Origin of the sequence: Nocardia sp. NPDC058480, from assembly GCF_042720495.1 — a bacterium.
In the GTDB taxonomy this organism is placed as follows: domain Bacteria; phylum Actinomycetota; class Actinomycetes; order Mycobacteriales; family Mycobacteriaceae; genus Nocardia.
The window spans coordinates 524,195-548,801 of sequence record NZ_JBHXMN010000003.1 but is presented as its reverse complement, the minus strand read 5'-3'; the positions used below and the strand labels follow the sequence as shown (position 1 = coordinate 548,801).

Annotated in this window: 19 protein-coding genes; 9 read left to right on the top strand and 10 right to left on the bottom strand. The window is 68.2% G+C overall.

The annotated features are described in order from the left end of the window. The first annotated feature begins 124 nt into the window (after positions 1 to 124). A complete protein-coding gene (locus ACFWO8_RS11335; protein WP_378947918.1) occupies positions 125 to 1,462 on the top strand; it encodes an acetyl-CoA C-acetyltransferase in 1,338 nt (445 codons plus the stop codon). 71 nt (positions 1,463 to 1,533) lie between these two features. Here ACFWO8_RS11335 and ACFWO8_RS11330 read toward each other — a convergent pair whose 3' ends face one another. From ACFWO8_RS11330 to gnd, 4 genes are all read right to left on the bottom strand, one after another. Further along, a complete protein-coding gene (locus ACFWO8_RS11330) occupies positions 1,534 to 1,749 on the bottom strand; it encodes a hypothetical protein (protein WP_378947913.1) in 216 nt (71 codons plus the stop codon). A 139-nt stretch (positions 1,750 to 1,888) separates the two neighbouring features. Next, on the bottom strand, positions 1,889 to 2,866 hold the full coding sequence (locus ACFWO8_RS11325) for an alpha/beta hydrolase (RefSeq protein ID WP_378947910.1): 978 nt from the start codon (positions 2,864 to 2,866) through the stop codon (positions 1,889 to 1,891). Positions 2,867 to 2,975: 109 nt separating this feature from the next. Next, positions 2,976 to 3,674 (bottom strand): hypothetical protein, encoded by a 699-nt coding sequence (locus ACFWO8_RS11320; protein ID WP_378947907.1) that lies wholly within the window; start codon positions 3,672 to 3,674, stop codon positions 2,976 to 2,978. A gap of 317 nt (positions 3,675 to 3,991) precedes the next feature. Next, positions 3,992 to 5,023 (bottom strand): phosphogluconate dehydrogenase (NAD(+)-dependent, decarboxylating), encoded by a 1,032-nt coding sequence (gene gnd / locus ACFWO8_RS11315; protein WP_378947903.1) that lies wholly within the window; start codon positions 5,021 to 5,023, stop codon positions 3,992 to 3,994. Between the two features lie 356 nt (positions 5,024 to 5,379). On the opposite strand from gnd, the gene ACFWO8_RS11310 reads away from it, so the two are divergent. After that, the gene (locus tag ACFWO8_RS11310) at positions 5,380 to 7,239 is read left to right on the top strand and encodes a VanW family protein (protein ID WP_378947900.1); all 1,860 of its coding nucleotides are present in this window, start codon (positions 5,380 to 5,382) and stop codon (positions 7,237 to 7,239) included. Positions 7,240 to 7,300: 61 nt separating this feature from the next. Here the strand turns inward: ACFWO8_RS11310 and ACFWO8_RS11305 are convergent, their stop codons facing one another. The 3 genes from ACFWO8_RS11305 to ACFWO8_RS11295 form a co-directional block, all read right to left on the bottom strand. Then, on the bottom strand, positions 7,301 to 8,602 hold the full coding sequence (locus ACFWO8_RS11305) for a DUF5685 family protein (RefSeq protein ID WP_378947897.1): 1,302 nt from the start codon (positions 8,600 to 8,602) through the stop codon (positions 7,301 to 7,303). Between the two features lie 113 nt (positions 8,603 to 8,715). Continuing rightward, positions 8,716 to 9,315: a TetR/AcrR family transcriptional regulator gene (locus tag ACFWO8_RS11300; RefSeq protein WP_378947894.1), complete on the bottom strand. Its 600-nt coding sequence runs from the start codon at positions 9,313 to 9,315 to the stop codon at positions 8,716 to 8,718. Positions 9,316 to 9,401: 86 nt separating this feature from the next. Then, positions 9,402 to 10,571 (bottom strand): glycoside hydrolase family 3 N-terminal domain-containing protein, encoded by a 1,170-nt coding sequence (locus ACFWO8_RS11295; protein WP_378947889.1) that lies wholly within the window; start codon positions 10,569 to 10,571, stop codon positions 9,402 to 9,404. A 114-nt stretch (positions 10,572 to 10,685) separates the two neighbouring features. On the opposite strand from ACFWO8_RS11295, the gene ACFWO8_RS11290 reads away from it, so the two are divergent. From ACFWO8_RS11290 to ACFWO8_RS11275, 4 genes are all read left to right on the top strand, one after another. After that, positions 10,686 to 11,153, top strand: a complete 468-nt coding sequence (locus ACFWO8_RS11290; RefSeq protein WP_378947886.1) for a universal stress protein — start codon at positions 10,686 to 10,688, stop codon at positions 11,151 to 11,153. 84 nt (positions 11,154 to 11,237) lie between these two features. Next, a complete protein-coding gene (locus ACFWO8_RS11285) occupies positions 11,238 to 12,362 on the top strand; it encodes an isochorismate synthase MenF (protein WP_378947883.1) in 1,125 nt (374 codons plus the stop codon). A gap of 40 nt (positions 12,363 to 12,402) precedes the next feature. Further along, on the top strand, positions 12,403 to 12,573 hold the full coding sequence (locus ACFWO8_RS11280; protein WP_022566695.1) for a DUF2613 domain-containing protein: 171 nt from the start codon (positions 12,403 to 12,405) through the stop codon (positions 12,571 to 12,573). Continuing rightward, positions 12,554 to 16,984 (top strand): alpha-(1->3)-arabinofuranosyltransferase, encoded by a 4,431-nt coding sequence (locus ACFWO8_RS11275; protein ID WP_378948243.1) that lies wholly within the window; start codon positions 12,554 to 12,556, stop codon positions 16,982 to 16,984. The genes ACFWO8_RS11280 and ACFWO8_RS11275 overlap by 20 nt, the downstream gene beginning before the upstream one ends. 7 nt (positions 16,985 to 16,991) lie before the next feature. On the opposite strand, the gene ACFWO8_RS11270 is transcribed toward ACFWO8_RS11275, so the two are convergent. Further along, positions 16,992 to 18,209, bottom strand: coding sequence for an acyltransferase family protein (locus ACFWO8_RS11270; protein WP_378947880.1), 1,218 nt, complete (start codon positions 18,207 to 18,209; stop codon positions 16,992 to 16,994). Positions 18,210 to 18,283: 74 nt separating this feature from the next. Here ACFWO8_RS11270 and ACFWO8_RS11265 point away from each other — a divergent pair, with 74 nt between their 5' ends. Then, a complete protein-coding gene (locus ACFWO8_RS11265; RefSeq protein ID WP_378947876.1) occupies positions 18,284 to 19,462 on the top strand; it encodes a DUF3068 domain-containing protein in 1,179 nt (392 codons plus the stop codon). Between the two features lie 60 nt (positions 19,463 to 19,522). On the opposite strand, the gene ACFWO8_RS11260 is transcribed toward ACFWO8_RS11265, so the two are convergent. After that, positions 19,523 to 20,713, bottom strand: coding sequence for a polysaccharide biosynthesis protein (locus tag ACFWO8_RS11260; protein WP_378948240.1), 1,191 nt, complete (start codon positions 20,711 to 20,713; stop codon positions 19,523 to 19,525). A gap of 208 nt (positions 20,714 to 20,921) precedes the next feature. Here ACFWO8_RS11260 and ACFWO8_RS11255 point away from each other — a divergent pair, with 208 nt between their 5' ends. Continuing rightward, positions 20,922 to 22,784, top strand: coding sequence for a hypothetical protein (locus ACFWO8_RS11255; protein WP_378947873.1), 1,863 nt, complete (start codon positions 20,922 to 20,924; stop codon positions 22,782 to 22,784). A 106-nt stretch (positions 22,785 to 22,890) separates the two neighbouring features. Beyond that, complete coding sequence (locus ACFWO8_RS11250) at positions 22,891 to 23,151, top strand: hypothetical protein (protein ID WP_378947869.1); 261 nt, start codon at positions 22,891 to 22,893, stop codon at positions 23,149 to 23,151. A 4-nt stretch (positions 23,152 to 23,155) separates the two neighbouring features. Here the strand turns inward: ACFWO8_RS11250 and ACFWO8_RS11245 are convergent, their stop codons facing one another. After that, on the bottom strand, positions 23,156 to 24,319 hold the full coding sequence (locus ACFWO8_RS11245; protein ID WP_378947866.1) for a glycosyltransferase family 4 protein: 1,164 nt from the start codon (positions 24,317 to 24,319) through the stop codon (positions 23,156 to 23,158). Positions 24,320 to 24,607 lie beyond the last annotated feature (288 nt).

The window sequence follows — 24,607 nt, the reverse complement described above, 5'->3', positions numbered from 1 at the left end:
CGGTGTCGACAACGAACTTACTCCGGAGTAAGTTTAATGTAAACCGATACGACGCTGTACCCGCACGGGGGCCTGTTCCACCGGCCGGCGTTACCCGGAACCGACGAGACCATGGAGAACTCGAGTGACAAGCAAAGCCCGCTCGGCGACCGCCAAGGCTGCAGCTAACACTGCCAAGGCCGCCAAGACCCAGCGCCCGGTTGCCATCGTTGGCGGCAACCGCATCCCGTTCGCGCGCTCCGATAAGGCGTACGCGAAGGCGTCCAACCAGGACATGTTCACCGCCGCCATCGATGGTCTGGTCAGCCGGTTCGGCCTGCAGGGCGAACGGCTCGGCATGGTTGTCGGCGGCGCGGTCCTCAAGCGTGTCGGCGAGCACAGCCTGGTCCGCGAGAGCGTGCTCGGCTCGAAGCTCTCGCCCTACACCCCGGCCCACGACCTGCAGCTCGCCTGTGGCACCGGCCTGCAGTCGATCGTCACCGTCGGTGACGCGATCGCCCTCGGCCGGATCGAGTCCGGCATCGGCGGCGGCGCCGACACCACCTCCGATGCGCCGATCGGCGTGAGCGAGGACATGCGCGAGTGGATGCTCACCGCCAACCGCGCCAGGACCACCAAGGACAAGCTCAAGCTGGTCGGCCAGCTGCGTCCCTCGATGCTCGGCATCGAGATCCCGAAGAACGCCGAGCCGCGCACTGGGCTGTCGATGGGTGAGCACGCTGCCATCACCGCCAAGGAATTCGGCGTCGCCCGCGAGGCGCAGGACGAGCTGGCCTACCTCTCGCACAAGAACATGGCGGCCGCCTACGACCGTGGCTTCTTCGACGACCTGATCACCCCGTTCCTCGGCCTGACCCGCGACGACAACCTGCGTCCCGGCTCGACCGTGGAGAAGCTGTCGACCCTGAAGCCGGTGTTCGGCGTCAAGGCCGGCGAGGCCACCATGACCGCGGGCAACTCGACCCCGCTCACCGATGGCGCGTCGGCGGTGCTGCTGTCCACCGACGAGTGGGCCACCGAGCACAAGCTGCCAGTGCTCGCGCACCTGGTCGACTCCGAGGTCGCCGCGGTCGATTACATCCACGGCCCCGACGGTCTGCTGATGGCGCCCACCTACGCGGTGGCGCGCCTGCTGGCCCGCAACGGCCTGACCCTGCAGGACTTCGACTACTACGAGATCCACGAGGCCTTCGCCTCCGTGGTGCTGGCCACCCTGGCCGCGTGGGAGTCCGACGCCTACTGCAAGGAGCGCCTCGGCCTCGACGCCGCGCTCGGCTCCATCGACCGCAGCAAGCTCAACGTCAACGGCTCCTCGCTCGCCGCGGGCCACCCGTTCGCCGCGACCGGCGGCCGCATCGTCGCCTCGACCGCGAAGATGCTGGCGGAGAAGGGCTCCGGCCGCGCGCTGGTCTCCATCTGCGCCGCGGGCGGCCAGGGCGTGGTGGCGATCATCGAGCGCTAGTCCGCACTGATCACAGCGACGGCGGGTGGTTTCCGGTTATCCGGAGACCACCCGCCGTTCGTTGTCAGACCTCAGCGGCACATCGGGTTCGGATGCGGCTCGGCGGACGCCCACGGACCGCAGATGATGAATTTAAGAATGCCGAGCGGAAGGTCCACCAGCGCGGAACCGGTTCCGGCGGAACCCAATTCGGCGACGACGGCCGGTTGGGCGGGAGCGGCGAGCGCGGGTGACGCGCCTGCCGCGATACCGGCGACAGCCGCGGTCGCGACCAGGATTCGGATCATTCGACGATGCATAACAAGCCTTTCGAGGGGAAATCTGAGCAAAGCTAATAACCACATCGGGTGCCTCGACGCGATCGTTATCCATAGATTCCGGGGGCTTGACTACCTGAATTCCCCAGTGCTAGAAGACATTCGAATGTCAGCTCGCACCGATAGCCGCGGCGAGAAGTGGCCAGGATTTGTGTAGATCTTGTTCCCAATACTGCCAGGTATGGGTGCCGGCGGAGCGAAATTCGGTGTGGGCGGGGATGTTCAGCTCCGCGAGGCGGGCGGCCAGGCGCTGGGTGCACAGGTTGGCGGCCGCCTCGATGGCGCCGCCGAGGAGGATCTGGTCGGTCATGCCGATGACCTTTCCCGGCGTCGCACCGGGCGGGAGAGTTTCGGCGGGGCCGGGCAGACCGTTCGCGCTGGAGAGGTAGATCGCCTTGCCGCGCAGCCGTTCCGCATTGAGATAGGCGTCGTTCGCACGCCAGGCCGGGTCGCCGGGTTGGCCCCACATGTTGGCCGGGTCGGCTCCGCCACGGGCGAGAACGAGGTCGATGTAGGCGCGGCCCATCGGGTCGTCGACCGAGGCGCAGCCACTGTAGGCCCCGACGGCGCGGTAGCGATCCGGGGCGGCGATAGCCAGGTTGAGCACCGCTGTGGCCGACATCGACAGGCCCGCGATGGCATTCACGCCGGTGGTGTTCAGGGTGGCGTCGATGATCGGCGGGAGTTCCTCGGCGAGGAAGGTCTGCCACTTGTTGCGGCCGAGCTTCGGATCGTCGCGCTGCCAGTCGGTGTAATACGAGAAGGCGCCCGCGGCGGGCGTGACGACGTTGACGTTCTTGTCGGCGAAGAACTGCACGATGTCGGTCTGGTTGTACCAGTTCGCGATGTCCTCGCCGCCGCCCGCGCCGTTGAGCAGGTACAGGGTCGGCCGTGGCGCGCTGGTGTCGTGCGGCGTGATGACCCGCAGCGGGATCACCCGGTCCATCGACGCGGAGTACACGTGCAGCGTCTGTTGCCGCTGGCCGGGTCGTTCGATCCGATCCAGCTTCGATCCGTCCGCACCGGCGGTCCCGATCGAAGCGACCGACACCGCGATGACAGCGAGCGCGGTCAGCACTGTCCGCATACAGGTGAACACGAATCCTCACAGAGTTCGAAACGAATGACGCCACAAAGAGAATGGTGCGCCGGGACGGCAGCGCGAGAGACGTCCCGGCGCACCACGCGCTACGCGATCAGCTACCGATCAGATTGCGCAGCACGTCGGAGATGATGTCGCTCAGCGAGCCGGTGGAGCTCAGCTGGCCATCATCGGAACCGAGCCCGTTGTCACCGAGGCTGCCGATCACGGTCTCGCCCGCGTTGGCGCCACGTGCGGTGAAACAGGCGGTGAGGCCGGGCATTTCATTGCTGACGCCGACGGTGCCCGCCACCCCGACGCCACCACTGGTGACCATCTGGCCCACCTTGATGTCGCTCGGCACCGGGTAGGTAATGGTCATGGTGACCGGGTTGCCGGAGTTGACGAACCAGCCGGTGCTCGTCACCTTCCAGCCGCCCGCGTTGGGCTCGGCGGTGACGTCCTCGGTGACCTGGCCGCCGACCGCGTGATAGGCGGTGATGGTGGTCTTGATCGGCGCCCCGAAGCCGACCGGCGGGAAGTCGGTGATGGTGTTGACGTACGGGTTGCCGATTCCGGTGGTCCCGACGATCACCTTGTAGGTGACCGAGGTGCCGACGCCGATCTGCTCGGCGCTGGCGATCTTGTCGTAGACGTGGGTGACGCCGACGGTGCTCGCATCTTTCTTCTGCGCGTGGGTGCTCACCGCACAGTCGGCGGCGGCGGCAACGCCGGATCCAAGGCCGACACCGACACCGGCGACGACCAGAGCGGTGGTGGCGACGCCCGCGGCGATACGCGAAGTCCGGAACATGATTTCCTCCAAAGCCCCGGCGAGACGGCCGGGACTACTTCCTCATCAGGTGGGCTGTCCCCCCCTCTGACCACAAGGTATAGGTCAGGCTGGACGCTTGTCCTGGAAAATAGGAACGTGTTCTTATTTTGTGGAACATCGTTATTTTACTCTTGGAGGCGGGTAGCATCCGAGGATTTTCGGTCATCCGAATCGATCCGAAAACGCGACAACCGGCCTCCGTCTGGCGACGAAAACCGGTTGCGGGGCGTATAGGGGGCTACTTCTGCGGCAGCTCATTGTGGCCACCGAACGCCTTGCGGAATATGCGCGTCTGGCTACTTCTGCGGCAGCTCATTGTGGCCACCGAACGCCTTTCGCATGGCGGAGAGCATCTTGTCGGCGTACAGGGCTTGGCCGCGGGAGGAGAAGCGCTGGTAGAGGGCGGCGGAGAGGATCGGGACGGGGACCGCGGTGTCGATCGCGGCGTCGACGGTCCAGCGACCTTCGCCGGAGTCGGAGACGCGGCCACCGTAGGAGTCCAGGTCGGGGTCGGCGACCAGGGCCGATGCGGTGAGATCGAGGAGCCAGGAGGCGACGACCGAACCGCGACGCCACACCTCGGTGATGGCCGGGATGTCCAGGTCGTACATGTAGTACTCGGGGTGCTCCATCGGCGTCTCCTCGGCGGAGTGCTCACCGTGCAGATACGCCGAGCCCGCGTTGGCGTGCTTCAGGATGTTGAGACCCTCGGCGTAGGCGCCCATCGCGCCGTATTCGATGCCGTTGTGCACCATCTTCACGAAGTGGCCCGCACCGTGCGGACCGCACAGCAGGTATCCCTTCTCCGCCTGCGACGGCTCCCCGGTACGCCCAGGGGTGCGTGGGGCCGATTCGTAGCCGGGGGCGATGGTCTCCAGCAGCGGCTCGAGGTAATCGACCTGGGCCTTGTTCCCGCCGATCATCAGGCAGTAGCCGCGCTGTAGGCCGAACACGCCTCCCGAGGTGCCGATGTCGAGGTAGTGAATGCCCTTGGGCTCCAACGCCTTCGCGCGCTTGATGTCCTCATGGTAACGGCTGTTACCACCGTCGATGATGATGTCGCCGGGCTCGAGCAGCTCGGCGACGTTCTCGATCACCGCACCGGTGGCACCGGCGGGGATCATCACCCACACCACGCGGGGCACCTCGAGCCTGCCGATGAACTCGGCCAGGTCGGTCGTGCCGCTGAACTTGTCGCCGAGCTCGGCTTCCAGCTCGGGAATGGGGCCTTGGTGGCGCTCGTAGCCGACGGCCGTGTGCCCGTCGCGCACGATCCGGCGCACGATATTGGCGCCCATCCGGCCGAGGCCGATCATTCCCAGCTGCATCAGTTCTCCTCGCTGTCCGCACCCCGTGGTGTCGATTCTCACGTCGATTGTCTCGCGAGCTCGAGACGCGACGAAGGGCGGGCGTCGCCCCACCCGCCGAAATTCTTCCGAATGGGCTGTAACGCCCCGCTCCGGGCCACGATAAACAGATCGGCTCCGTGTAGTTGCCAGACCCCCGACCCGGCAACTACACGGAGCCTTTCCGCTGCCTAGTAAGCTGTCAGACCCCGATCCGTCATCCACACGGAGCGTTTACATAGTCCCCACCCGGTTGCCGAGCTGCCGAGCGCGCCGAAGCGCGTTACCCTCGGGCCGGACCCCGCAAACATCGGGGCCAACCTAACGGAAGGACCTCCGTGCCCAGCGAGTCGACCGCCGGACAACCGGCCGACCGAAGGGGCGAGGTCGGATTACGCAAGCTGCTCGATTCAAATCGCACTTTCGATCCGGACACCACCGCCCTCACCCAGCCTTTGACCACCGTGACCCGCGATCGCTGGTCACCCACTCCCGGCCCGGCAGGCGCACAGCCGCCGACCCCGCCGGACAACCAGCAGCTGGTCAAGCGGGTCGGGATCGCGGTCGGCGCCGTGCTGGCCGTCGGCACCGCCGCCTACCTGGCCGACCTCGCGTTGAGCACGGGTGAGGTGGCGCGCGGCGTCGTCGTCGCCGGTATCGAGATCGGCGGGATGGATCAGGCCGAAGCCGACGCCCTGCTCCACACCGAGCTCGGACCCAAGGCCGAACGACCGCTACCTGTGCGGATCGGTGACGTGCAGGCGAGCATGGTGCCCGCCGCCGCCGGTCTGTCGGTGGACTACGACCGCACCTGGGCCGCGGTCGGCAGCCAGCCGCTGAACCCGGTGAGCCGGCTGATCTCACTGTTCGGTACCCGCGAGGTGCCGGTGGCGAGCATCGTCGACACCGCGGCCCTCGACGCACAGCTCGCGGATTTCCGCGTACACGACAATCCGACCGTCGAAGGCACGGTGCGGTTCGAGAACGGCAGGCCCGTCGCGGTCGCGCCGGTACCGGGCCGGGTGCTCGACACCGACGGCGCGCGAGCCACCATCACCGAGCGGTGGGCCGCCAGCAGCGAGCTGGATCTGCCCGTGGTTGCCGCACCCGTCGCCGTGCGGATCGATGCCGTGCAGGCGGCGTTGCGCGATATCGCGACACCGGCCGTCGCGTCACCGATCACTGTGTCCGGCAAGGACGTTCAGGGATCGCTGACCACCGATCAGATCGCCGATGTGCTCGGTTTCGTGCCCGACGGCAACGGCGGGCTGGCACCCCAGATCGACAACGACGCCGTGATCGCCCTGCTCGCACCGCAATTGGCGAAGTCCGAGGTGGAACCCAAGGACGCCACCTTCACCGTCGTCGGGGGCAAGCCGACCGTCGTGCCCGCCGTGGTCGGCGAGAAGGTCGACTGGCCCAAGACGCTGGAGAAGCTGCCCGCCCTGCTCACCCAGCCGGGTCCGCGCACCAGCCCGGTGGTGTATCAGCGCATCGAGCCCAAGCTCACCACCGAGGCCGCCAGTGCGCTCGGGGTCAACGAGAAGATCGGCGAGTTCACCACCGGCGGCTTCAGCGGACCCTCCGGGGTGAACATCCGCACGGTCGCCGCCAAGGTCGACGGTGCGGTGATCAAGCCGGGAGATACGTTCTCGCTCAACGGGTTCACTGGTCCGCGCACCACCGCGGAAGGCTATGTGGAGTCCGGCATCATCGACCACGGCAGGCCGAGTACCGCGGTCGGCGGCGGCATCAGCCAGTTCGCCACCACGCTCTACAACGCGGCCTACTTCGCCGGGATGGAAGACGGCGGACACACCGAGCACAGCTACTACATCTCGCGCTACCCGGCCGCACGGGAAGCGACCGTGTTCGACGGCGCGATCGACCTGGCGTTCCGCAATACCGGCACGACCGGTGTCTACATTCAGGCGGTCGCCACCGGATCCGAGATCACCGTGCGGTTGTGGGGCACCAAAACCGTGAACGTGGAATCGATTACGGGTGAGAAGTCGAAGCCGACCGAGCCCAATGAGGTCGTCCTGCCCAAGGGCAAGGACTGCATCGCCTCCGAGGGTGCGCCCGGCTTCACCATCTCCGACACCAGGGTGATCACCGATGCCAAGTCCGGCACCCAGGTGTCGCGACACACGCGGACCGTGAAGTACGACCCGATCCCGGTCGTCAAGTGCGAGTAAGGGTTCAGCGTTGAGAGGCTCGCGCGAGCAGGCGGATTCGCCACCGCGCGAGCCTTTTTCGTCAGCAGCTACAGTCGCAACCGCAACTGTCGCAACCGCAACCGCTGCAGCAACCGTCCTCGCCGCAGCAACCACCGCAGCACTCACCGCAATCGCAGCAACTACCGCAATCGCAGCGCTTGGCCCAGGCATCCTTTTTCTCGCCGGTACACGGGCTGGTGTGGTCGAAACAGCAGGCCAGACCGGTGCAATAGATGCCCATGACCACACCGAGCGTCTCGAACGGACCGGGCCGGTTCGGTCGCTGTTCGGGCGGGGACGGGAATTCGTACGGCGAACGCTGTTGCGCCGTGACGGAAGCGCGGCAGACGTGGCCGACCACGATGCCCAGACCTTTGCCGAGGTTTCGCAGCAGGCTCGCCAGCGGATCGAGCAGCGCCCAGCGCACGGTCGGCAGCTGGTCGAGTTCGGTCTCGGCCGCGACCTGCCGAATTCGGGACTCGCTCTCGCGCAACAGATCATAGGCGCGGGGCATATCGGTGCCGGTGGCCTCGAGCGGATTGAAACGGCCGCGCGCTCGGTCGCGCTCGAGGTCTTCGATGGCATCGGCCAGATGCGCGATTCGGCCGACGTGACGCCCGATCTCCTGCAGGGCCGCAACGTTTTCCGGTCGACCGGCCAGCGTCGCGGTGTGGCCGAAGAGAGTGGCGGCACAGAGCTGCGTCGGCCCGGTGAGTTCGTCGAGAGTGATCACTTCGACCATCGACGGCGACAAATCCCGCCGTGCCCCAACGGAATCCGACGCATCGATCGCAGCCGGAAGTGCCGGATCGGACGCACCAACGGCGGCCGAGACTGCGCGCAGTTCGGTCGACGACCGCGCCGCGCGCGCTTCCACCGCGCCCTGGGTGGCGATCGCCGCGAGCAGCGGTGCCACATCGAGGCCGATCTGTGCGGCCTGCCGCTGCGCACGTGCCGCCCAAGTGCTCGAAACCTTGCGCATCGGCCGGCGGGCGAAGGCGGCGGCGTCACCGTCCTCGACATGATCGCCGATCTTGGCCGCGCCCAGCAACAGTGACGCCGTGGCAGCCAGCTGCACGCCCGGCGAACTCGCGGCGACCACCGAAGCGCGCTTCATCCCCCGCAGCGGACACGGGCCCGCGGTCGTGCGCGCACCCGCACCCGACTGCGCCTCGGTGAGCACACTGAGCACGATCGCATCGGTATTCGTCGCGGCACGGGCCAACTGACCGTGCCCGTCACGCAGACCCAGACACAGCCCGCACATATGTGCCTGCCACTGCCCCGGATCGATGCCGTATTTCGCCGCACCGTGCGCACACGGCTTCAACACACCGAACACTGATATCCGCCTGTCGTAACGCCTGCCGAGCTCAGGCGCACAGGGCCGGAGCGAAAGGCGCGGGAGAACGCCTAACCCTGCACCCTCGCAGCCGGAGGGGACGACCGCAACCGCTACTCGGACTTCTTGCGCCCGGCCAGACCGCGCCAGGCGAGATCGTCGAGCAGGTCGACCGCCTCCGCTACTTCGATCCGCCCGCTCGCGACCCGGTCGGCGATGGCCTCGCCCGCGCCGATCACCGCCGCCGCGACGACCTCGAAATTGGTACCGGGGTCGGCGTTCTTGGCACTGGATTCCAGCAGCTTCGCGGTGAGTTCGATGACGCGCTCACGGGCATTGTCGATTTCCGAGGCGAAAGTTTGCTGACCGATCGCCTGACGGTAGAGGACCTGCCAGGACTGCCGGTTGCGGTCGACAAAATCGAGGAAGCCCTCCAGTGCGGTGCGAACCTGCTCGTGGGGGGTCAGCTGCGGGTTACCCGCGGGCGCGACGGCCTCGATGAAACGTAGACCCTCGCGCTGGATGCAGGCGCGGAAGAGTTCGTCCTTGGAGCCGTAGTACAGGTAGAGCATGGGTTTGGAGATCTTCGCCTCGGCGGCGATGGCATCCATCGACGTGTCATGGAAGCCTTTGCGCGCGAACACCTCGACAGCGGCATCGAGCATCTGCTGCTCGCGAACCGCCCGGGGAAGTCGCTTGGTCCCGCCTGCCATCCACTCTCCTACCGCAGGGTGAACCACCTATCTTACTTGAAGGTAAGTTAACCCGCGCTCATTTGCCGCACAGTCGCCGGGTGCGATCAGCAGCCCAGCGCTACGCCCTTGTAGCGCGCCATCCGCAGTACGGAAGTGTCGACCCGGTCGGCGGGCAGTTTGCCACTCGCGACCGACTGTTCCAAACGGTCGAGTACCTGCGGCACCGCATCGGTACTGATCCACAGGGCATTGTCGGCGCCCGCGACGAGCGTGGCCTCGACCGCCTCGGCGATGGACATGCGGGCGGTGATGGCGGCCATGCCACTGAGATCGTCGGTGAAGATCGGGCCGTCGAACGGCGGGGCACCGTAGCCCTTGCCCTCGCGCAGCAGCGTCATCACGGCCGGGCTGATGCTGGCGGGCACGTCGGGTTCGGTCAGGCCGGGGACGTCGAGGTGACCGACCATCACCGCCGCGCCGGAGTTCACCAGGTCGCGGAACGGCACCAGGTCGGAGTCCTGCAACTGATCCAGGGGTGGGGTGGTCACGGCGCCGGTGTGCGAGTCGCCGGAACCGGAACCGTGGCCGGGGAAATGCTTGATGACCGAGCCGAGGCCCACCTCGTTGGACGCGCGAATGTAGGCGCCGGCGAATTCGGAGACGACCTTCGGGTCGTCGCTGTAGGAGCGGTCGCCGATCACGCTGTCGGCGGGCTGGCTGCTCACATCGGCATCGGGCGCGAAATTGACAGTGACGCCGACGTCCTTCAGTGCCTTCGACCTGGTCAGGGTGAACTGGTAGTACTCCTGGGGCGACATGGTCTGCGCGACCTCGCGGGCCGACGGCGCGGCGCCGATCACGTTCTTCGCGCGCGAGACCCGCCCGCCTTCTTCATCGATGGTCACCATCAACGGCACCTTGGCCTGCGCTTTCACCGCGTCCAGTGCCGTCTTGTCCAGCAGGCTCGGATCGGTCCAGCTGCCGACGAAGATGCCGCCCACCTGCTCCGAACTCACCACGTTCGAGGCATCCGCCGAACCGGTGATGCCGACAGTCAACAACTGGGCGAGCTTCTCTCGCTGGGAGAGTTTGGCGAGATAGTCCGCGCCACAATTGCTTTGGGTCGGTGTTGCCGAGGCCGGATCCCCGGCGGCCGACGGGGCAGCCACTGCGCTGCTACTCGCCGCGGGCGACGTCTCGTTAGACGAACCTCCCGAACAGGCGGTGGCAACGGCGGCGAGGACTGCGAACACGACCACAGGCGATTTCCGCATGCGCTCCACGGTAGCCCGCTCCGGCGCCAACCCCACCACTCCGGTTCGGATTGATACACCCCGTCCAGGGGTAATCTGATGGAAAAGCCGCTCCGACCAGCGCAGGAGGTCGTCATGGCATGCGATCGGATGCTCATCGCCTACGACGGTTCCGAACACGCCAAACGAGCCATCGAGTACGCGGGGCGGTTCCTGACCGCCGAACGCGCGATTCTGCTCACCGCGTGGGAACCGATGGTGCGCCAGGCCGCGCGCATCTCCGGGCTCGCCGGGGTGATGCAGCCGGACTGGGTGCCCGACGAGGAGGTGGAGGACATCGCCTACACCGATGCCCGCAAGATCAACGCCGAGGGCGTGCACCTGGCGAAACTGGCCGGAATCGACGCCGAGCCGCGCACCGCCGAGTGCACCACCACGATCTGGAACGCCATCGTGGATTGTGCCGATGAGCTCGACGTCGACATCATCGTCGCCGGTACGCGCGGTTCCACGGGGCTGCGCGCGCTGTTGCACAGCAGCGTCGCCGAAGCGGTGCTCAAGCACGGTCATCGGCCGGTCTTCCTGGTGCCGCCGGAGCAGTAGCGGTTCGTGGTGGCGCCGAGCAGTTGAGAGTTCGGTCGCTCTCCTGGATCGGGGCCACGGTCGCGGCGTTATGGTCGAAGAACCATGAACGAATTCCTGCTCGCTCGACCCGACGCGGTATTACGGACCTCGGGCGTGCGCGCGAGGTATTCGGATCCCCGGCAGGCGGCCGAGGCGTTGCGCCGGACCGCCGCCCCGAAGCTGATCGTCGGCGCGCTGCCGTTCGATCCGCGGGCGGCGGCCGCGCTCTGGCAGCCCGAGAGCGTGCTGCACACCGCGGGTCCGTGGCGGCCCGCCGCGCTGCCCGCTTTGCCCGGCGTGCGGGTAGTGGCCGAGATACCCAGTGCACCAGAGCATGTGGCGCGGGTGACGAAGCTGGTCGAGCAACTCGGCGACCCCGCGAACGAGCTGCGCAAGGTGGTGGCCGCGCGGTCGATGGTGCTCGAGGCCGACGCGCCGCTCGACCCGGAGGTGCTGGCCGGACACCTGCTCACCAGGCATCCGAATGCCGCCGTATACGCGGTCGAGCTGTCCGCGGCGGGGCGCGACGGCGAGACGCTGATCGGCGCGACGCCCGAAGTGCTGGTCGCACGGCACGGTGATCGCGTGAGTCTGCATCCGCTGGCAGGCACCCTCCCCCGCCTCGCCGACCCAGCCGATGACGCGGCGCAGGCTCGAGAGCTGTTGTCCAGCACCAAGAATCACGCCGAGCATGCCTTCGTGATCGAGTGGATCCGCCAACAACTGGCGCCGGTCTGCGCGGAGCTGCACATCCCCGACGCGCCCGAGCTTCTCAGCACCGAACAGGTCTGGCACCTGGCCACGCCCATCCACGGCGTGCTGCGCGATCCGTCGACCACCGCACTCGACCTGGCACTGCTGCTGCACCCGACGCCCGCCGTCAACGGCACGCCCTTCGCCGCCGCGCTCGACGCCATCACCACCGATGAACCGTGGCGCGGGTTCTATGGCGGGGCGGTGGGCTGGTGTGGCGACGACGGCGACGGCGAATGGGTCGTCGCGATTCGCGGCGGCGAACTATCGGCCGATCAGCGCGTTCTGCGCGCCAGCGCGGGCGGCGGGATCGTGGCTGCCTCCGATCCACTGGCCGAACTGGCCGAGACCACCGCCAAACTTCGCACCCTGCTCGGCGCGCTGCGTTGCGAGCTGCCCAACGACCGACTGAGCTCGATAGACCTGCTAGGTTGACCGGAGACAGGCCCCGACGTCGAGCGTATTGGAGTGCGCGATGAAGTTTGCTGTTCCGGCTGTTGCCAGCGCGGTCGGCGGCGCCCTGCTGAGCGCGATCGCCGTCTTCGCAATCACGGCGGCCGTCCAGCAGAACACGGCGCCCTCGATCGACCGCAGCGGTGACAAAGACTCCTCGCTGCTCAACGCCCCTGAATACGGCAGCCGCTGAGGCTGACGCCCGCGCGTCGCGCCCCACCTCGGGGCAACCGGACAAGGCGCCACTCGGTTGGCGCTGGCTCGTCGGCTCGGTAGTAGCCGCCTTCGTACTGACCTTCGCGCAGGCGCCCGGCCTCACCGTCGCCGACACCAAATACGACCTCGCGCAGAACCCGCTCGGTTTCCTCGCGCGGGCGTCTCACCTGTGGAGCAGTCAGGCCCCGATGGGCCAGGTGCAGAACCAGGCCTACGGCTACTTCTTCCCCCACGGCACCTTCTTCTCCGCAGGGCACCTCCTGCACCTGCCCGCGTGGGTCACCCAGCGCGTCTGGTGGGCGCTGCTGCTGCTCGCCGGGTTCTGGGGAATCGTCAAGCTGTGCGAAACGCTCGGCATCGGCTCGCGCGGGTCACGCGTGATCGCGGGCATCGCGTTCGCCTTGTCGCCGCGCGTGCTGACCACGCTCGGCTCGATCTCCTCGGAAACCTTGCCGATGATGCTGGCGCCGTGGGTTCTGCTCGCGCCCGCGGCGCTGGGCGTCGCCGTGAAAACGCGGCGCGGCGCGGCGGCACTCGACCAGGCGCAACCCGGCGACCCGGCCGGCGACCGTGTGGCATCCGATACCGAGAAACCCTCGACGCGCCGAGGCGGCCCGCTGTCTCCGGCGGGAAGCGCGCTCGCACTGGCGTTGATGGGATCGGTCAATGCTGTCGCGACCGTGGCGGCGTTCCTGCCCGCGGCGCTGTGGTGGGCCTCCTACCGGCCGAATCGGCAGTGGTGGCGGTTTACCCGGGCGTGGATTCCGCTGCTGGTCCTTGCCACTTTCTGGTGGGTGGTGCCGCTGCTGCTGCTCGGCAAGGTGAGTCCGCCGTTCCTCGATTTCATCGAGTCGTCGGGGGTGACGACGCAGTGGGCGGCGTTGAGCGAGGTGCTGCGCGGGACCGATAGCTGGACACCGTTCGTCTCGCCGGAGCGGATCGCCGGTGCGGTGCTGGTAACCCAGCCCGCCGCGGTGCTGGCGACCGGCTTGCTCGCGGCGGCGGGAATGGCCGGACTCGCGCGGTCGTCGATGCCGTATCGGGGCAGGTTCGCGCTGATCCTGTGCGTGGGGCTGGCGGGGATCTGTGCGGGGTATGTCGGGACGCTCGGGGGGCCGTTCGCCGAATCGGTGCGGATCTTCCTCGACGCCGGCGGTGCGCCGCTGCGGAATGTGCACAAGCTCGAACCGCTGATCCGGCTGCCACTCGTGGTGGGGCTGGCGCACCTGCTCGGCCGCGTCGCCCTGCCCGCTTCCGTACCGATGCCGGTGTGGCGCAGCTCTTTCGCCCATCCCGAGCGCGATCGGATGGTCGCGGTCGCCGCGCTGATCCTGGCCGCGCTCACCCTCGCGACCTCATTGGCGTGGACCGGTCGGCTCGCCCCGCGCGGCGCCTACGACCGGGTGCCCGCCTACTGGACCGATACCGCCGACTGGCTGGCCGACAATGCCGCCGACACCCGCGCGCTGGTCGTGCCGGGTGCGCCGTTCGGCAGTCAGATCTGGGGACTCACCCGCGACGAACCGCTGCAGGCCTTGGCGAGTACCCCCTGGGCCGTGCGTGATTCGGTTCCACTGAATCCGCCGGGCACGATTCGCGCGATGGATTCGGTGCAGCGGCTGATCGCCGACGGCAGACCGTCGACCGGTCTCGCCGCCACTCTCGCCGACCAGGGCATCGGAATCCTGGTGTTGCGCAACGACCTCGACCCCGAGACGTCCCGTTCCACGCGCCCGATACTGGCGCACCGCGCGATCGAGGGCTCGCCGGGGTTGACCAAGGTTGCCTCGTTCGGCGCGAACATCGGGCCGCGCGCGGCGGATGCGGGACTGGTGGTCGACAACGATCTGCTGCCCGCCTATCCGGCGGTCGAGATCTACCGGGTCGACGTGCCGCCGCCCGGCACTCCCGTCGACGTGCGCAGCGGCACCGGGGCACCACCCGGATTCCCCGGCGCGTACACGACCCCGCTGGATTCGATCCCCGTCGTCCGAGGCGGTCCCGAAGTACTGGAGCGAGTGCGCCGAGACAGCGAGAACCCCACGGCGCCAGTGCTTCTCGAAGCGGATGCCCGGCGTGCCGGGTTACCGCCGCAGCCCGTCCTGGTGACCGACACCCCGATGGATCGCGAGACCGACTTCGGCCGGGTCGACAACCACAGCTCGGCGGTCCGCGCCGCCGACGACGCCCGGCGCACCCACAATCTGGTCCCCGACTACCCGGTCGACGGCGCCGAACTCGTGCAGGGCGAGTGGTCGGGCGCGAAGGTCACCGCGTCCAGCTCCGCCGCCGACGCCACCCAGATCGGCGGGGCAGCACCCGGTAGCTCGACCGCGGCCGCCGTGGACGGCGATCCGAGTACCGCCTGGATCAGCAATGGGTCGGAATCGGCTCTCGGGCAATGGCTTCGACTCGATCTCGACAAGCCGATCGCCAACGGTTCGCTGCGCTTCACCACCACGGGGGCGGCGCTGGGTGATCCGGTGAAGTGGGTCGAAGTTCGCACCGCACGCGGGACGGTGTCGGCGCGGATCACCGAACCCGGTGAGCCCGTGTCTGTCGCGCTACCCGCGGGCAAGTCCGACTGGGTGATGATCTCCGCCGCCCGCACCGAAACCGGCACTCGTGGTGGGCAATTCGGGATCAGCGAGCTCACGCTCGACGACTACTCGAATCGGGAAGCGCCGGTGCGTGTCGATATCCGGCATCGGGTCGTGCTGCCCGATGTGGCCGCGGGAACGATTGTCAGCGGGTGGGATCTCGGACAGGAATTCCCTGGTCGCAGTAGCTGTTTCGACGGTCCCGACCGCGTGCACTGCAGTAGGGGACTCGGTCTGCCCGCCGAGGAACCCGGCATCTTCGGCCGCACTCTCTCGGTGCCGGAGCCGCTCACCGTCGGCACCGACCTCACCGTGCGCACCCGACCCGGGCCCGCGCTGGAGGCGTTGCTCACCGACCCGACCAGGCCGGTGGCACGCGGTAAAGCCGACATCGCCGACCTGCGCGGTGCCGCCTTCGCCGCCACTGATGGCGACCCGAAGACCACCTGGACCGCACCGGAGTCCACCGTGCGCGGGCTCGCGGGCGGCAAACCCACACTGGTACTGGAACTTCCGGAGCCGACGATGGTGACCGGACTCGACATCACCACCGCATTGGGCGGACTGCCCGCGACAGCTACCGCCGTCGCGGTGAACATGGGCAACGGCCCACAGATCCGGGAACTGCCCGAACGCGAGCACGGCGAACCTGCCCGAATCTCGCTGTACCCCACCGAAACCGATCGCATCGAGATCAGCATCCAGAGCTGGAACGAGGTTCTCGACCGCACCGCACTCGGCTTCGTCCTCACCCAGCCCACCGGGCTGGCCGAAGTCGAAGTGCTCGGCCCCGAGTACCCCGCACATGCCCCCGGCGACCGGCTCGTCACCATCGGCTGCGACGCGGGACCGGTGATCGCCATCGGTGGGCGCGCCGTCCATACGACGATCACCGCCACCGCCGACGAACTCCGCTCCGGCGCTCCGGTTTCCGCGCAACCGTGCCCACAAGACGCGGCCGACATCGAACTCCTCCCCGGTCACCCCGACCTCACCGTCGCCCCGACTGAGCTGTTCACCGTCGACCGACTACGCCTGCCCCGGACCGACCACTACCCGGGCAAAACCAGCACACCGACCGCACCGGAAACCCCTGCCGAACTCAGCGAAACACCTACCGATGCCGCACCGGAAACCCCCGCCGAACTCAGCGAAACCACGGCCGCGCCCACGGATGTCACGCCGGAAACCCCCGCCGGTCCCGGACACTCGGCGACGGGTACTCAGCTGCTGGTTCTGCCGCTGAGCACCAATGTCGGCTGGCAGGCGCACACCGCCGACGGGCGGGAACTGTCGCCCATCGTTGTCGACGGTTGGCAGCAGGCTTGGCTCGTTCCGCCCGGGACCAGCGGGGAGATCACGGTGTCGTTCCCGGCGGACCGCTGGTATCGGCTGGCGATCTTCGGCGGGCTGTTGCTGCTGATTCCCCTTGTGCTGCTTGCGATTCCGCGCCGACGTGCGGTTTCCGACGCCGGGCCCGCTCCGAGCACTTGGGGTGTGCGCCCGATCGCGGCTATCGGGCTGACCGGCGTGATCGCAGTCATCTCCGGACCGTTCGGTGCGGCGTTCACACTGATCGCGTTGGGCTGCGCCTACTTCCGGCCCGCAGTGACCGCTCGGACCCTGCCCTGGCTCGCGGGCCTCGGGACACTGATCTCGGCGGCGGCCCTGTCGACCGGGACCTGGCGTTCTGGCACCGAATACATGGGCGGCTCGCTGTGGGCTCAGGCACCTGCGGCCATCGCGGTCGTCGCCGTCGGGGTGGCGGCACTCCCACGCCGCCGCTGAACGGGACTCAGCGCACCGCCGAACTGTCGACCGATTCACGTTCGGCGTGCGCGGACGCGGCCCGCCGATCCCAGCGGGCTGCCCAGCGGCGGGCGGGTTCTTCGATCAGGGCGAAGCTCGCGGCGGCCAGTGGGAGGGTGAGGGCTGTGGTCAGGATGATCACGTAGAGGAAGTGGCCGTTGAAGGGCATGATCCCGAAAACCGGGAAGACCACGGTGAGGACCACCAGGTGCCAGAGGAAGATGCCGTAGGACCAGCGGCCGAGGATCGCGGCGGTTCGCGATTCCAGCCAGCGGTGCGGGGCGTCGGGTCGGGCTATCACCAGGGGCGCGAGCAGGCAGAAGCCGAGGATCATGCCGAGCACCATCTTCATCGCGTACTGCCACGGTTGCGCGCGTTCCAGACCGGCCGGGCCGCCGAACTCGGTCGCCGAGAGCAGAAGCGCCGCGAGCGCGACCGCCCACATCAACGGCTGACTCGACATAATCCGGGCCCACCGCACCTCAGGTCGCACCAGGTGAATCAGTTCCGCCAGGAGCATGCCCGCCGCGAACCACGGCAGATAGGCGGGCAACCAGTTGTCGGCGTGGATCGCGTCCGGCGTGGGGATCGGCCACAGATTCCAGGTCAGACACACCGCGACCAGCCCGCACAGCACCGGCACCCGCCACCGGGCCGCGGGGCCGCGCAGTCGCACGACCAGCCATGCCAACAGCGGCAGTACCAGGTAGAACGCCATCTCCACCGACAGGCTCCACATCTGTGTGAGGCCATCGGTCAACGTCAGCGGTATGAACACCTGCAGCAGGTTCAGGTTCGACAACCACACCCGCAGGTTCGCCGAATGCGCCGCGCCGGGCAGCAACAGCAAGACGAACACCACAACGACCCAGTACGCGGGCATCACCCTGGCCACCCGGTGCAGCAGGTAGCGGGAGGTTCTCGGCGCGCGGCCGAGTCCGTGCGCGGCCGCGGCGTGCGGGCGCCACAGCAGGAAACCCGACAGCGCGAAGAACACCGCGACCGCCATATCGAAGCGTTCCAGGATCGGGCCGAGGACCGGTATCCGGCTCGTTCCGGTCTGGAAGGCGACGTGCGTGACCAGCACTCCGAGCGCCGCCATTCCGCGCATCCCTTCGAGGGCGGGAATGAAGGCGCGCGGGGGCGAAACAGGGGCGGTGGCGGTCGTCATCATGGTCCAGTCTGCCGTGTCGGCGATTTCCATGGCACAGCACCGCAACCTTCGAGGCCTGGGCTGTTAGTGTCGGGCCATCCGTGTTCGAACGACGAGGAGTTTGCATGGCACTGAGTGCCGGTACCAGAAGAACGGTCGCCTGTGTGCTCGTGGGTCTGGGCGCGGCATTACTCGTCGCCGCGCTGATGATCCCCACCTACACGGTGAGCAAAGTCGCCAAGACTCCACTCGATCTCGAGATCACCACGATCGCGGAGAATCAGCCGGGCGAGGAAAGCCTCGTCCTCGACTCCAAGTCGCTGACCTCCGGTGACGGTGCCGCCGTGGTGAACAAGGATGTGCCGCTGATCTCCCAGCGTTTCGTCACCGTCGAGGAGCCCTCCGACGCCGACGAGATGACGCTGCAGGCAGGCACGACGCTGCGACGCACCGACGTGCAGGGCGACACCGGCCTGCTCACCGCCGCCATCGACCGCGTCACCATCTCGCGCACCACCGGCATGCCGGTGGATACCGAGCCCAACGGGTCGATCGCGGTGACCGTGAACAAAGAGGGCAGCGTCATGGAGCCGGTGCAGCACACCGGCATCGGCTACCGCTTCCCGATCGGCACCGAGAAGAAGACCTACCCCTACTTCGACATCAACGTGCGCGAGTCCTTCGACGCGAACTTCATCGAAGAGACCGAGATCAACAACATGAAGGTGTACCGGTTCCAGCAGACCGTGCCGGTCACCAGCACCTGGGATGTCGTGCAGTCGCCGACCAACCGGCTCACCCTGCCCGCCGCCAAGTGGGGCGTGGAGGGTGGCGACACCCCCGTCACCATGACGCGCTACTACGCCAACGTGCGTGACCTGTGGGTCGAGCCGCAGACCGGCACCGTGATCAAGGGTGGGGAGTCGATCCACCTGTTCTACGCCCGGTCCGGCGACAAGCCCGAGGTCACCGCACTGAAGTCGCACCTGGTGTTCGACGCGGCGACCGTCGAGTCACAGATCGCCATCGCCAAGGAGAACACCGACAAGCTGTCGCTGTTCGGGCGTGTGGTGCCGATCGTGTTCGGCGTGCTCGGTGTGTTGGCATTGCTGGCCGGGTTGTTCTTGGGGCTTCGCGGTGGTGGCACTCCGGCTCACGCGAGTCCTCGCGGGTCGCGTCCGACGCCCGCACCTACCGCCGCGCCTGATGACAGGTGGGATGGCGATGACGCGCCGACTACGCAGTTCCCCCGTGGGGACTATGACACCCCTACTGAGCAGATTGACATCGACAAGCGTCCCTGAGTGGAAATAGCTTTCGACGGCCCCGGTCATAGACCGGGGCCGTCTTCGTTTCGGGGGGGTTCAGCTGGGTTTCGGGCTGGCGTTCGGCTGGGTCCGGGGGGCTGTTCGGAGGACGACTACCGCGACGATTGTGGTGGTGACGGCGGCTATGGAGACAGCGGTGCCGATCACGGATTCGATGGTGCGGGCGAAGGTGAGCATCAGGGTTATCTCGATGGCCAGGCCTATCCAGGTGACGGCGGCCAGAGCGGTGCGTTCAACGGCGATCGCTGAGAGCAGGGCGCCCTGGAGGACCGCCAGGATCGCGCCGTGCAGGGCGAACAGCCACAGCATGCCCTGAACGGGTGCGTAATCGGCGCCGGCGAACAAGGGGGCCAAGGGGGCGGCCAGCGCGGCGCCGATCACCGCGACCACGCCGATCAATGAGAGCACCGAGAGTGCGTCGCGGATCGCGCGGGCCGAATGGGTTGGCTGGGCCATCCGGGGATACAGCACCACGCCGACCGCTTGTGGCAGCCAGAACGCGATCTTGGTGGCGATGGTGCCGAGCGAGTAGCGGCTCGCGTCGACCTCGTCGAGGACGATGCGGACCACGATCAGGTCGACCGAGGACAGTGCCATCAGCGCCGCCTGCACCTGGACAGCGCGCAGCACCGGCATGACGCCGACAGAGGTGGCCGTGGCCCCGTTTTTCGTACCGCTGCTGTCATCGATCGGCAGATCCGCTGCCGCGGTCGTCGAGCGAGCGATTCGACCGGCGACGATCGCCGCGCCGACGATCCCCACCGCACCCGCCCACAGTGCACCGGCGGCACCGCCGCCCAGCGCGAGCGCGATCAGCGCGGGCACCACCCGTGCCGTACCCGCCATCGCGAGCACCGTCGCGAGCGCGCGGAAGTGGTTGCTGCCCTGCAATATTCCCTGCTCGCCGGACAGGATCACCAACGCGGGCGCCGCACCGAGCGCGGCAGCCGCGGCCCACACACCTACGTCCAGCACGCCTGCCACCACCGGAATCAGGACCACCGCGACCGCCGCGACCAACGCGGCGCACCGCCACATCATCGCCCGCACCGCCCGCGGCGACGCGCCACGCACCACCTCTCGGGCGACCACGTTCTGCATGGCCAGCGCGGGGACCGCGCACAACAACTGCACCGCGAGCAGACTCGCGAACTCGCTGTACCCCTCGACCCCCAACCAGCTCGCCGCCAGCAACTGCAGCAGGTAGCCGGCGACGTTGGCGGTCATCGCGCCAGCCGTCACCCAGGTCAGATCGGCAACGACGGGCGGGCGGCGGACTGAGGACACGCCCCATCGTCGCACCTCACTGTGTTCGCCATCACGGCTACCCCGAAAATGTGAGTCCGAGCGGACTCACCTCGAGCGATTCCACCCCGAACAGCGCCTATTCGCCCCCGGCCACGGCGCGGCTCGACGGGACGTAAGGTGCGTGGACGTGACGAGTAGCGGGCGAGCCAGGGCCTTGGTGGCCGGATACTGCGCGCTGCTCACGATGATCATCGTCGGACCGCTGGCCGGATCGGGCTACCTGCTGCTGCGGGACGCGGTGAGCACCCCGCGCTCGTACCTCACCGATTCAGCACTCGGCTTGGGCGCCGCCGCACCCCGCGCCGTCCCGCAGGACGCCTTGCTCGCGGCGCTCTCGCCGGTCATCGACGGCGGGATTCTGGTGAAGGCGATCCTGATCGTCGCACTGTGGTCGGCGGGATACGGCGCGGCGGTACTCGCACGACGATTCATCTCCGCTTCCACCGGAGCACAATTGGTCGCCGCGACCCTCGCGTTGTGGAATCCCTATGTCGCGGAACGACTTCTGCAGGGGCACTGGAGCCTGCTCGCCGGATACGCCGCCCTGCCATGGACCGCCCTGGCCGCCGCGCGCATCCGAACAGCCACGGACGGAACAGAACCCACCCGCCTCTTCGGGTTCGGCGGCCACACCGGATCGCTCGGCGGGTGGGCCGCGCTGACCGCGAGCTTCGCCGCCGCCGGATTGACTCCGACGGGCTCGTTGCTGGCCGCTGTCATCGGGCTCGCGCTGGTCGGACGGCGGGCCTTTCTCCCTGCCATCGTTGTCTGGATCGCGACCTGTGCGCCCTGGCTCACCGCGACCGCGCTCGGATCGGGGGCCGATCCTTCGGACCCGGCCGGGGTCTCGGCGTTCGCGGCACGTGCCGAACCGTGGCTCGGCACGCTCGGCAGCCTCGCCGGGCTGGGTGGGATCTGGAACGGCGAGGCCGTGCCAGCGAGCCGCACAACCCCGCTCGCCCTGGTCGGCACGCTGTTGCTGCTCGGCATCGTCGCCTGCGGGGTGCGGGCCGTATGGGCGCTCGGCCGTGACGGGCGGGCCCTGCTGGTGATCGCCGCGGTGGCGATCGTGCTGCCCGCCCTCGGCGCGACCAGCTGGGGACTGGCGGCCGGGGAATGGTTGATGGTGCACGTTCCCGGCGCCGGGCTGCTGCGGGATACGCAGAAGTACGTCGCTTTGGCGATGCCCGCGTACGCGCTGTGCGTCGCCGCCGCGTGCCGCACCGTCGCTACGGCGAGCCGGCGACTGCTGACCGATGGGCAGCCGGACAGCGATCCGGACGCGGACTCAGCAGACACCGAGCCGGAATCCGTTGCCCACTCGAAAACCCACCGACGCGACTTCGGAATACGGGCCACCGCAACCCTTTTCATCCTTCTCATAACCCTCCCCTTGGCCGACCTGGCCTGGGGAGTCGGCGGCGCCATGCGTCCCGTCCACTACCCCGCAGGCTGGCAACAGGTCGTCGACCACATCGACGGCCCCGGCGACGTAGCCGTGCTCCCCGCGGGAATGTTCCGCCGATTCCCCTACAGCGGAACAGCTCCCGTACTAGACCCCGCTCCCCGTATCCTCCCCAACGATGTCCTGCAAACCGGCGAACTCCAAGTCCGCGGCTACGCGGTAACCGGCGAGGGCAACCGCGCCCGCGCGGTAGAGGAAGCACTACTCCGAGGCGCCCCATCCACCGATCTAGCAGCCATGGGCGTCGGCTGGATCCTCATCGAGCGCACCACCCCCGGCCGCCTCGGCACCTCCGAAAACACCCTCGCCACAGCCGAACTCGAATACCAAGACACCGACCTAGCCCTCTACCGCATCCCCTCCCCCACCCTCCTCGACACCGCCACCCCATCCCAACGCCAAGCCTCCACCGCGGCCCACCTCGTCTGGGCCATCCTGCTACTCGCAGGCCTACTCGTCGCCGGGCTCCGCCCCCACCGCACGCCACCGGAGTGTCACCCGGCGAGCCAACCGAGTGTCACCTGACACGCCGGTAAAGAGAACAGAATTCCCATTAACGATCTAGAGTCGTCGCTATGGTCAGCTCACAGCATGAGGCGACGCACCGGGTATTCCGGCATGACGCATGTCTGTGGATCTCTCGTTCTTCCGTTCCGAGACCTCGCAACGTCTGCGCCAAGAGGGCCTGGAAAAGGGCCTCGAAAAGGGCCTGGAGGAGGGCCACGATCAGGGGGTGGCAGACAGCATTCTGCGGATCCTCGCCCGGCGCGATGTGCCGGTCCCTGCTGCGGCGGAAGCCACGATCTCCTCGTGCCACGATCGGGATCAACTGGTCGTCTGGCTCGACCGTGCGATCACGGCTGAAAGCATCGACGAACTGTTCCGCGACTGAGCGGTCAGTCGCGCGGTGCGACCAACCCGGAGACCCGTTCTCCGCAGGCTGCGGCGGCCAGAACCGTGTGCACCCCGGCGCCGGTCTGTTCCCAGGAGAACTCGTTAGCGCGGGCTCGGGCTTTTTCGCCCATGACCAGTCTGATCTCGGGATCGGCGAGGAGGTCGGCGGCGGCTGAGGCGAGCGCGGGGGCGTCGTCGACCAAGAGACCGGTGACGCCGTCGACGATGGAGTCGGTGAGGCCTCGGGAGCTGCGGTAGCCGATGGTCGGCACGCCGTGCTGGGCGGCCTCGATGACGGCCAGGCCCCAGCCTTCCTTGCGCGATGGCATCACGTGGACCCAGGCGGTCGAGAGGATCTCGTGTTTGCGGCGCTCGTCGACGTGGCCGTGGAAGGTGACGGCGTCGGCGATGCCGAGCGAGTCGGCACTGGCGCGCAGGTTGGGGGCCCACCAGCCGTCGCCGATGACGTCGAGGTGCACGCCGGGGAAGCGTTCGCGCAGGTGGGCGACGGCGGTGAGGGCGTCTTCGATCTGCTTGTGCGGGACGAGGCGCGACAGCACCGCGATGCGCGGGTGGGTGGCGCGGGTGGCATCGGCACCGGGGACGACCTCGGCGGGGACCGGTTCGGCACCGTTGCGGACCACGGCGATGCGCTCACGGTCTACCCCGAGCACCGACAGCTCCTCAGCGGAGGGCAGCGACACAGTGAGGTACTGGTTGTCGCGGTGCACGCGCGGGGACAACGTGGATTCGATCCACCAGCCGATCCGCCCGACCAGGCGACCGGCGACCGGCCACTGCTCGCGGTGTCCGTGGTGCACCAGCACCACCGAGGGCACGCCCGTGGCGGTGGCGAAGAAGGGGATGCCGTTCTGGGTGTCGATCACGACGTCGGGGCGCAGGCCGCGCAGCGGGCCGAAACCGAGCCGACCAGCCACGATGGCGGCCAGGGCGCGGGGGTACACGGTGAAGCGCCCGCCCGCGCGACTGATGTCGATCCCGTCGATCCGCTCGCGCTTGGGCGCACCGGGATAACCGGCCGTACGCAGGGTGACCTTGATGCCACGCGCGGCCAACTGCGCGCCGACCTGCTCCAGATACCGCTCGCTGCCGCCGCCCTGTGGGTGCCCGGTGTCACGCCAGCAGAGTAGGAGGACTTCACGCACGGTCGCTTCTCACATTCGAGTCGGTGGCAGACAAACGTCGGCCCCCACCCTAGCGGGTGTGCTCCACACAACAACCTCAAACTGACACCGCGTCGGCCCGCATTCGACAAACTCCCCCCTCACCGCACTACCCAGCCACCGTCAAACCCCAATTCCGCCATGACCGCACTCCCAACCCCCACGACCCGACCTCGAGGAGGGTCCCGCCGCGCAGCGGCGGTAGCGGCCCGGCCGCGAGTTAGCCGCCGTTGCGTCCCCGGCCCACCCGCCCCCCACCCCGGCGCACAC

Excerpts from the sequence above, each read along its gene's own strand:
- ACFWO8_RS11330 (WP_378947913.1), bottom strand. The coding sequence starts at position 1,749 with ATGATCCGAATCCTGGTCGCGACCGCGGCTGTCGCCGGTATCGCGGCA.
- ACFWO8_RS11325 (WP_378947910.1), bottom strand. The coding sequence starts at position 2,866 with ATGCGGACAGTGCTGACCGCGCTCGCTGTCATCGCGGTGTCGGTCGCT.
- ACFWO8_RS11320 (WP_378947907.1), bottom strand. The coding sequence starts at position 3,674 with ATGTTCCGGACTTCGCGTATCGCCGCGGGCGTCGCCACCACCGCTCTG.
- gnd (WP_378947903.1), bottom strand. The coding sequence starts at position 5,023 with ATGCAGCTGGGAATGATCGGCCTCGGCCGGATGGGCGCCAATATCGTG.
- ACFWO8_RS11300 (WP_378947894.1), bottom strand. The coding sequence starts at position 9,315 with ATGGCAGGCGGGACCAAGCGACTTCCCCGGGCGGTTCGCGAGCAGCAG.
- ACFWO8_RS11295 (WP_378947889.1), bottom strand. The coding sequence starts at position 10,571 with ATGCGGAAATCGCCTGTGGTCGTGTTCGCAGTCCTCGCCGCCGTTGCC.
- ACFWO8_RS11290 (WP_378947886.1), top strand. The coding sequence starts at position 10,686 with ATGGCATGCGATCGGATGCTCATCGCCTACGACGGTTCCGAACACGCC.
- ACFWO8_RS11285 (WP_378947883.1), top strand. The coding sequence starts at position 11,238 with ATGAACGAATTCCTGCTCGCTCGACCCGACGCGGTATTACGGACCTCG.
- ACFWO8_RS11280 (WP_022566695.1), top strand. The coding sequence starts at position 12,403 with ATGAAGTTTGCTGTTCCGGCTGTTGCCAGCGCGGTCGGCGGCGCCCTG.
- ACFWO8_RS11270 (WP_378947880.1), bottom strand. The coding sequence starts at position 18,209 with ATGGAAATCGCCGACACGGCAGACTGGACCATGATGACGACCGCCACC.
- ACFWO8_RS11265 (WP_378947876.1), top strand. The coding sequence starts at position 18,284 with ATGGCACTGAGTGCCGGTACCAGAAGAACGGTCGCCTGTGTGCTCGTG.
- ACFWO8_RS11260 (WP_378948240.1), bottom strand. The coding sequence starts at position 20,713 with ATGACCGCCAACGTCGCCGGCTACCTGCTGCAGTTGCTGGCGGCGAGC.